This is a genomic window from Ideonella azotifigens (genome assembly GCF_006519715.1).
Taxonomy (GTDB): Bacteria; Pseudomonadota; Gammaproteobacteria; order Burkholderiales; family Burkholderiaceae_C; genus Ideonella; species Ideonella azotifigens.
The window spans coordinates 1-6,657 of sequence record NZ_VIDT01000284.1; the positions used below are offsets into that span (position 1 = coordinate 1).

The 6,657-nt window shown below is 68.2% G+C and carries 9 protein-coding genes and 1 pseudogene; 8 read left to right on the forward strand and 2 right to left on the reverse strand.

What is annotated here, in order from left to right; genetic code table 11:
• From FKP22_RS16910 to FKP22_RS16930, 5 genes are all read left to right on the forward strand, one after another.
• Positions 1–1,136, forward strand: a 1,136-nt coding sequence (locus FKP22_RS16910; protein ID WP_141288626.1) for a PQQ-dependent sugar dehydrogenase, incomplete at its 5' end; no start/stop codon positions are given.
• Positions 1,137–1,245: 109 nt separating this feature from the next.
• Positions 1,246–1,524 carry a hypothetical protein gene (locus FKP22_RS16915; RefSeq protein WP_141288627.1) on the forward strand — a complete coding sequence of 93 codons (279 nt, stop codon included), beginning with the start codon at positions 1,246–1,248 and terminating at the stop codon, positions 1,522–1,524.
• A 100-nt stretch (positions 1,525–1,624) separates the two neighbouring features.
• Entirely contained in the window at positions 1,625–2,047 is a 423-nt protein-coding gene (locus FKP22_RS16920; protein ID WP_141288628.1) for a hypothetical protein, read from the forward strand.
• A 57-nt stretch (positions 2,048–2,104) separates the two neighbouring features.
• Positions 2,105–2,623: a cupin domain-containing protein gene (locus tag FKP22_RS16925; protein ID WP_141288629.1), complete on the forward strand. Its 519-nt coding sequence runs from the start codon at positions 2,105–2,107 to the stop codon at positions 2,621–2,623.
• Between the two features lie 66 nt (positions 2,624–2,689).
• On the forward strand, positions 2,690–3,322 hold the full coding sequence (locus tag FKP22_RS16930; protein WP_141288630.1) for a LysE family translocator: 633 nt from the start codon (positions 2,690–2,692) through the stop codon (positions 3,320–3,322).
• On the opposite strand, the gene FKP22_RS16935 is transcribed toward FKP22_RS16930, so the two are convergent.
• Together FKP22_RS16935 and FKP22_RS16940 are read right to left on the reverse strand one after the other, a co-directional pair.
• Entirely contained in the window at positions 3,323–4,144 is an 822-nt protein-coding gene (locus tag FKP22_RS16935; RefSeq protein WP_141288631.1) for a metallophosphoesterase family protein, read from the reverse strand.
• 10 nt (positions 4,145–4,154) lie between these two features.
• On the reverse strand, positions 4,155–5,135 hold the full coding sequence (locus tag FKP22_RS16940) for a diacylglycerol/lipid kinase family protein (RefSeq protein ID WP_141288632.1): 981 nt from the start codon (positions 5,133–5,135) through the stop codon (positions 4,155–4,157).
• A 134-nt stretch (positions 5,136–5,269) separates the two neighbouring features.
• Here FKP22_RS16940 and FKP22_RS16945 point away from each other — a divergent pair, with 134 nt between their 5' ends.
• From FKP22_RS16945 to FKP22_RS16955, 3 genes and pseudogenes are all read left to right on the forward strand, one after another.
• Positions 5,270–5,656, forward strand: a complete 387-nt coding sequence (locus tag FKP22_RS16945) for a tautomerase family protein (RefSeq protein WP_141288633.1) — start codon at positions 5,270–5,272, stop codon at positions 5,654–5,656.
• Positions 5,657–5,813: 157 nt separating this feature from the next.
• Positions 5,814–6,221, forward strand: a complete 408-nt coding sequence (locus FKP22_RS16950) for a polyhydroxyalkanoate granule-associated phasin (RefSeq protein ID WP_141288634.1) — start codon at positions 5,814–5,816, stop codon at positions 6,219–6,221.
• A gap of 184 nt (positions 6,222–6,405) precedes the next feature.
• A pseudogene (locus FKP22_RS16955) lies at positions 6,406–6,657 on the forward strand (PLDc N-terminal domain-containing protein); the annotation flags it as partial.

Sequence of the window (6,657 nt, forward strand, 5' to 3'; positions counted from 1 at the left end):
AGCCGCAGGCCGCACCCGGCACCCAGGTGCGGCCGTTCGCCAAGGGACTGGACCATCCGCGCTGGCTCTATGTGCTGCCCAACGGCGACGTGCTGGTCGCCGAAAGCACGCCACCCAAGGGCGAAGGTGCTGGCGGCGGCCTGAAGGGCTTCGTGATGGGCCTGGTGATGGCGCGCGCCGGTGCCGGCACGCCCAGCGCCAACCGCATCACGCTGCTGCGCGATGCCGATGGCGACGGCATTGCCGAGACCCGCCGCGTCTTCCTCGCCAACCTCTATTCGCCCTATGGCATGGCGCTGGTCGGCGACCAGCTCTACGTCGCGAATGCCGACTCGGTGATGCGCTACACCTACATCGAAGGCAGCACCGCGATCGACCAGCCCGGCGTCAAGGTCAGCGACCTGCCCGGCGGACCGATCAACCACCACTGGACCAAGAACATCCTGGCCAGCAAGGACGGCGACAAGCTCTACGCCACCGTCGGCTCCAACAGCAACGTCGGCGAAAAAGGCCTGGACAACGAAGCCGGCCGGGCCGCGATCTGGGAGATCGACCTGAAGAACGGCGAGCACCGCATCTTCGCCAGCGGCCTGCGCAACCCCAACGGCCTGGTCTGGGAACCCGCCACCGGCACCTTGTGGACGGTGGTCAACGAACGCGACGAACTCGGCGACGACCTGGTGCCCGACTACCTCACCTCGGTGCAGGACGGCGGCTTCTACGGCTGGCCCTGGAGCTACCACGGCCCGCACGTGGACCCGCGGGTGAAACCGCAGCGGCCCGACATGGTGGCGCGCGCGCTGAAGCCCGACTACACGCTCGGCTCGCACGTCGCCCCGCTGGGCCTGTGCACCACCGAAGGCGCCACCACCCTGCCTGACCGTTTCCAGCACGGCATGTTCGCCGGCCTGCACGGCTCCTGGAACCGCCGCATCCGCACCGGCTACTCGGTCATCTTCGTCCCCTTCCAGGCCGGCAAGCCCAGCGGCCCCCCGGTCGAACTGCTCACCGGCTTCCTGGACCGCAACGGCAAGGCCCAAGGCCGCCCCGTCGGCGTCACCGTCGACAAACGCGGCGGCCTGCTGGTGGCAGATGACGTGGGCAACGCGATCTGGCGGGTGACCGGGGCGGTGTAACGCCGCCGACGGGAAAATTCACGGGGTCCTCGCCCCCTTCAGGGGGATGTCCCCCGATTGAGCCCAAAGCTACCTTTCGCCTCCACGAATTTGCTTCTTGGAGGCCGCGATGTCGTTCGAGCTGTTGCTGACCCTTTCCGCCCTGGCCATGATCCTGTGGATCATCTCGCAGTTGCACCGCATCGAAGCCAGGATGGACGACCTGCTGTCCATCTTCGGCATGCCCGCCAAGGGCGACCCAGCCCGCCCCTCCGCCGAAGTCCAAGCCCTGGCCGCCGCCGGCCAGCGCATCGAAGCGATGCGCTGCCACCGCCAGCAGACTGGTGCGGACGTGCGGCAGGCGATGAAGGTGGTGGACGAACTCGTGGAGCGGAACAAGGCTTCTTGAACATTGGCCAGCGAGGTAGGCTCCACGAATGCCACCCGCTCCTGCCCATCGGCCAACGCCATCCATTGCGCCATGTCTGCGGGGCAGAAACTGGCTCGCTTTGGCCTTCATCATCCTGGTCAGCGCCTGCTCACCCGACACACGGCCAGATGCCAACACCTTCACCTTTGCCACGGGCGTGCACCTGCTGTCATTCAAAGAGCGAAAACCTGACGCGAACACCGGACGCGGCGTCTCGGTCACGGCAGAGAGTGATCACCTGCGAATCAAGGTGCGTGACTTCTTCTATCGCAACGGTGACTTCCCTGCGCCGTGGATCGGTCTCCCGCATAACGGCATCGTCACGCTGAACATCGGCACGCACGAAGCGAGCAGCCCACTCAGCACAAAGGACGAATATGCCCTGGACCTTGAGGTGCAGGTTGAACTGCGACGACTCCAAGACGCAACCTCGCTGGCGATCTACAACCTCGACACAGGTGACGTGTTGGCCCACGTCGCGCTGCCTGTGAAGTCGCCCTGAGCGCTTTGACGGCCGCGCGCCTCGTGGCCCAATGCCGGTTCCCAATCAGGAGAACCCATGGGCAACTCGAATGACGGTTCGGCGGCCACCGCGCTGGCCGGCAAGCTGATCCGCAACTTCCGCCAAGCCGAGTTGCAGCACCGCGTGCGCGAGCCACTGTATGACAGCCACAGCGTGCGGCTGGCGCGGGGCACGGCCGCGCAGGGGCTGGGCCTGTCGGTGGTGACGGTGGCGCCGGGCAAGCGGGCGTCGCCTTACCACTTGCACCATGCCGAGGAGGAAATGTTCATCATCGTCTCGGGCAGTGGCACGCTGCGGGTGGCCGGCGAGATGCTGCCGCTGGTCGAAGGGGATGTGGTGTTCATCCCACCCGGCCCCGAGTACCCGCACCAGATCATCAACACCTCGGACCAGCCGCTGGCTTACTTGGCGATCAGCAACCGCTGCAAGGTCGAGGTCTGCGAATACCCGGATTCGGACAAGTTCCAGGCCGACGTGTCGACCGACGCCGGAACGAGTTTCGAGGCCACGCGGCGGCGCGGCGACGAGCTGGACTACTGGGACGGCGAGCCTTGAAGCCTGGCAGCGAAGCCAAGGTCGCAATGCGATGATCGCCAGCCACCCGACGGAGAAGCCTGCCCCATGCCGCCCATCGCCACCTTGATGCTGTTCGCCGGCGCCGCCTTGTTGATGGCGCTCACGCCCGGGCCGAACATGGCCTACCTGGTGTCGCGCTCGCTGTGCCAGGGCCGGCGCGCCGGGGTGACCTCCTGGCTGGGCGTGGTGCTGGGCTTCACGGTGCACATGTGCTCGGCTGCGGTCGGCTTGAGCGCACTCTTCCTGGCGGTGCCCATGGGCTACGAGTTGCTGCGACTCGGCGGCGCGCTGTACCTGCTGTGGCTGGCCTGGCAGGCCTTGCGGCCGGGCGCGTCTTCGCCGTTTCAGCCAAGCGCCATGCCAGAGGAGTCGCCGCGCAAGCTGTTCACCATGGGGCTGCTGACCAGCATCCTGAACCCCAAGGTGGCGATCTTCTACCTCTCGGTGCTGCCGCAGTTCGTCTCGGCCGAACACGGTTCGGTGCTGGCGCAAAGCCTGGCCTTCGGCACGCTGCAGGTGCTGATCGGCGCGACGGTCAATTTGCTGCTGACGCTTTCGGCCGCGCGCATTTCGGTGTGGCTGTCCGCGCGGCCGGTCTGGCTGGCGGTGCAGCGTTACCTCATGGGTGTTGTGCTGGGTGCGCTGGCGCTGCGGCTGCTGGTTCAGCGCCGGGCCTGATCAGACCGGCGCCATGCTGCGACCGCCGCGGTCCAGCGCCAGTGGCACCCGCTCCAGCTGCTTGAACTCGTCGGCCTCGGCGCTGTAGTCCCAGCGCGCGAGCCAGCAGAAGCCGGGCAGCCGCGCCGGGTCATGCTGCAGGACATTGACCGAATTCGGCGCACCGGCCCGCACCCGCGACGACAGCGCGGTGCCGGCCTGCACCACCCACAGCGGCCGCACGCCGTCCTTCACCTGGCAGTGGTAAGGCAGGTGGATGTGGCCACCCAGCACCAGGTCTGCCCCGGCGGCAGACCAGGCTTCGATGGCCGCCGCCGCGCCGCGGATCTGGTTGTTGTGGTCATGCCCTTCGCCCACATGCAGCGGCTGGTGCAGCACCACGACGCGCAGCTGCCCTGGCCGGGCCTGTTGCAGCTGCACGACCACCTCGGCCACCTGTTCGGCCGACAGCTGCCCGTGCTTGTGGCGCCAGCGCCGCGTTGTCTTCACGCCGATGATCAACGCGCCGGGCAGCGCCAGCGGCGCAACCGGCAACGCGCCGAACGCACGCTCGAAGCCGCGGTAGGGCCACGCAACGCGCGCCACCAGGTTGAACAGCGGGATGTCGTGGTTGCCGGGAATGACCAGGCGCTGCGGCACGTTCAGCCCGTCGGCAAACAGGCGCGCCGCTTCGAACTGCGCACGGCGCGCACGCTGCGTGATGTCGCCGGACCAGATCATCGCGTCCGGCGCCAGCTGGTGCACGAAGCGCTGCAGCGCGGCGACCACCGCAGGCACCTCGGTGCCGAAGTGCGGGTCGGAAATCTGCAACAAGACGGTCATGTCGGGACGATCATGACGCCGGCCCTTGGCCGTCCCACAGCAACCGAAGGGGCTGCGGACTGACGCGGAAGACCAGCGGCGTCTGCATGTGCATCACCTCGCCGTCGATCGCCACCTTGAGCCGCGCCTTGTCGCTGCCGCGCGCGGGTCGCACAGTCAGCTGGCGGAAACCGAAACTGCCAACGTGGTCGGAACCACCGAGCCGGCCGAGCGCACCACGCAGCCCCAGGCCCAGCAGCGCCAGCGGGCCCACCGGGTCGACCATCACCGCGGCCAGCCGGTCCTGGTCCAGCAGCGCGCCTTCCTCGATGCCGACCTGGTCCAGCTGCAGCCGGTTGTTGCCGACGAACAGCGTGCTGGTGCGCGCGCTGCGGCGCTGGCCGCCCTGTTCGATCTCGATCAGCCATTGCCCACGCCGGCTCAGCACCGTGGCGAGCGCGGCAAACAGCGCCACGATGCGGTTGCGCCCATAGTGCCGCTTGTAGGCCTCGCGGTCTTCCAGCAGCCGCGGGTAAAGGCCCAGGCTGGCATTGACCAGGAAAGCGCGGTCGTTCAGCAGGCCGACCTGGATGGGCCGCGGCTGGGCCTGCAGCAGCCGCCGAGCCGCCTGCTCGGTGTTGGCCGGAATGCCATGCGCCCGGCCGAAGTAGTTGAAGGTGCCCTGCGGCAGTACGCCAAACGGCAGGCCGCTGGGCAGCACCGTCTGCACCACCGCGTTGATCGTGCCGTCTCCGCCGGCCGCGATCACGGCCCCCTGGCGCGCCTTGGCCCAGCCCAGCGCCAGCGCGGCCTGCCTGGGCAGGTCCGCACCCCGCTCGGCCATGAAAAACGCATGCTGCCGCCCCGCCTCGGCGAACAGCCGACGCAGCACCGACAGTCGCTGCGCCAAAGGCTCGCGACCGGAGCGCGGATTGAGGACCACAGCCAGCGGCAACGCGCTGACCTCCGGGTTCGTGCCCAGGGTCGATAAGGAAGCTGGCACGATGCTCATGCCGGCATTCTGGCCAGCCACCGGGCACTCGCCGCCACCTGCGCGCCGCATCCGGCTGTAGGAAGGCGCCTCACACGTCAACAAAAAATGAGCCAACATGCCGGGCGCATCACAACTTCGCGCTGTCTCGCAACATGCCATTCGCCAAGATCGAAGTTCGCCGCAGCCGGCCCCCTGAGGAAGTGCAAGCCTTGATCGAGGCTGTGTACCAAGCCCTGCGCGAGGCGCTGAAGGTGCCGGAAGATGACAGGCAGATTCGCTACGTCGAGCACTCGCCGGCGCATTTCTCGGTGGCGCCGCCCAAGACCGAGAACTACACGCTGGTCGAGATCCAGATGTTCCCTGGCCGCTCGCTGAACGCCAAACGTGTGCTCTACCAGGCCATCACCCGCCGCTTTGGCGAACTGGGCATTGCACCGGCAGACGTGGCCATCGTGCTGCAGGAGCCACCGATGGACAACTGGGGGCTGCGGGGCGTGCCAGCGAGCGAGCTGGACCTGGGTTTCCGGCTGGACGTGTGAGGCTGGCTTGGCACTTCGGCGGCTGGCACAACCGCCGCCGGCCCGCCGCTTGCCATGGCAGCCTGGCGCCGGTTCATCTCGCCCAGCAGCCCATGCGGCGATGGCATAGCATGCATTGAACCGGGCGCTGCCCCGCCCACTCCAGAAAGCCGCCGCCATGAACACCCGCCACAGTCGCAAGACCCACTCCCTGGCCACCCAGTCCGCGGAGCTGGCCATGGCCGTGCCGCAGGTGATGGCGCACCGCCTGACCCGCATGGCGCTGGCCGGCCCGTCGCCTTCGGCGCGCGACCAGCGTGAAATGAGCCAGATGATGAGTGAGAAGAGCACGGCATTTTTTGCCTCCTGGTCGGCCATGGCCATGGAAAGCATTCGCACCCAGCAGGCGCTGGCCACCTCGGTGATGGGCATGTGGTCGCCCGCTGGCTGGGGCCAGGCCTCGATGGGCGCGCTGGCCAGCCAGATGCACGGTGCAGCCCTCTCGGTGCTGGGCCAGGGCCTGCGGCCGGTGCACCGCAAGGCGGTGGCCAACGCCAAGCGGCTGGCGCGCACGCCGCTGCGCTGAACCAGGCGCCGGCCAGGCCTCCCTCGGCTTGGGGATCGGCGCAGGTGGTGGAATGCCGCAAAATCGCGGCCGTCTCGCGCGCATGCGCGGAACGCGCACGGATTCAGGCAGGCGCAGACCTGCCCCCACCACCATGAATACAGGCCCCGGCGCTCGGCGCGCAGGCCATCGAGGGAGTCTTCAAATGCCATTTGCCGGCCTGGGCCTGCACATCCTGCTGGCGCTTTTCTGCGCCTACCACGTGGTCCGCTCGGGCCAGCAGCTGTACTGGCTGTTCATCCTGTTCGCGTTCCCGCTGCTGGGCAGCCTGGTCTACCTGTTCGCGGTCTACCTGCCGAACTCACGGCTCGAGCGCGGCGCAATGCGGGCCGTGTCCGCTGCCGCCAGGGCGCTGGACCCGACGCGCGAAGTGCGCGAAGCCCGCGCCCGGCTGGAA